2 protein-coding genes are annotated in these 1,513 nt (G+C 50.0%); both read left to right on the top strand.

The window, feature by feature from the left end; all coding sequences use genetic code 11:
• On the top strand, positions 1-605 hold a 605-nt coding region (locus KDK18_RS05845), incomplete at its 5' end, for a TIGR00153 family protein (RefSeq protein WP_257253880.1).
• Between the two features lie 23 nt (positions 606-628).
• Positions 629-1,513 (top strand): inorganic phosphate transporter (locus KDK18_RS05840; protein ID WP_257253879.1); only part of this gene is annotated, 885 nt, incomplete at its 3' end.

Below are 1,513 nucleotides of genomic sequence, written 5' to 3'. Positions count from 1 at the left end.
CGCACGAATGCGCCATACAGCTGGAACCGTTTTTCAAAGCAGCATTTGAAGGCGACTGGCAGGAAGTTGAAAGTATTCAGCAAACCATCGTAGAACTGGAGCACGAGGCTGATGTCATCAAAAAGAATGTTCGCCTCTCCCTGCCCAAAAGCCTGTTTCTGCCAGTGCCCAGAAATGATCTTCTGGAGATCGTGACAGTGCAGGATAAAGTAGCGAACAGGACCAAGGATATTGCAGGCATTGTGCTGGGCAGACAAATGATGATACCCCAGGAAATGAGAGAGGCTTTTCTTGACTACCTGAAGCGCTCCATCGCCACTTCTGCTCAGGCAGTCAGAGCCATGGATGAACTTGATGAGCTGCTTGAGACCGGCTTCAGGGGAAGGGAAGTCAGTCTGGTCGAAGAACTCATTGAAGAGCTGGACCAAATAGAAAGCGATACCGACAAACATCAGATTGAAGTCAGAAAAATTCTATTCAAACTGGAAAAAGACCTCCCACCTGTGGATGTCATTTTCCTCTACAAAATTATTGACTGGGTCGGTGACCTGGCAGATCGAGCATCAAGAGTTGGCAGTTATCTTCAATTGCTGCTTGCCCGTTAACTCTATTGACTGGAATAACATCCATGAGCATTATCGCTGAGTATGGAACGATACTGCTGGTTCTGGCCTGTCTGTTTGGTTTCTTCATGGCATGGGGCGTGGGGGCTAACGATGTCGCCAATGCCATGGGAACCTCGGTCGGTTCCCAGGCTCTGACCATCAGGCAGGCCATTATCATTGCCATCTGCCTCGAGTTTCTGGGCGCCTATCTGGCCGGAGGATCGGTTACTGATACCATCAGAAAAGGGATCATTGATCCCGACATGCCAGCACTACTGGAGAATCCACAGCTGCTGGTTTACGGCATGATGGCAGCCCTGCTGGCTGCGGGAACCTGGCTACTGGTTGCCACCCATTACGGCTGGCCGGTATCGACTACACACTCCATTGTTGGTGCCATCGTCGGCTTTGCGGCTGTCAGCATCTCGGTAGATGCCGTGAACTGGGGAAAAGTCAGCTCAATCGTTGCCAGCTGGGTTGTCTCCCCGATCATGTCTGGCTTTATTTCCTTCATGATTTTCATGAGCGTCCAGAAACTCATACTGGATACAGACAACCCTTTCCGAAATGCCAAACGTTATGTACCAATCTATATGTTTCTGGTTGGTTTTATGATGGCCATGGTGACCCTGACTAAAGGGCTCAAGCATATTGGTCTGCCTCTGGATTATCAGGAAAGCAGCCTGCTCTCGCTATTGATTGGTCTGCTGGTCATGCTGGCCGGAAAAATGGCACTTTCCAAAATCAAGGAAGATGCACAAGCCGACAAAGCTTTCCACTTTTCCAGTGTCGAGAGAGTCTTCGGCGTAATGATGATATTCACCGCCTGCTCCATGGCTTTTGCCCACGGCTCCAACGATGTCGCTAATGCGGTAGGCCCTCTGGCTGCTGTGGCCAGTATTGTTATT

Source organism: Endozoicomonas sp. SESOKO3 (assembly GCF_024606255.1).
The sequence above is the reverse complement of the archived record's forward strand: the minus strand, read 5'-3'. Positions and strand labels throughout refer to the sequence as shown.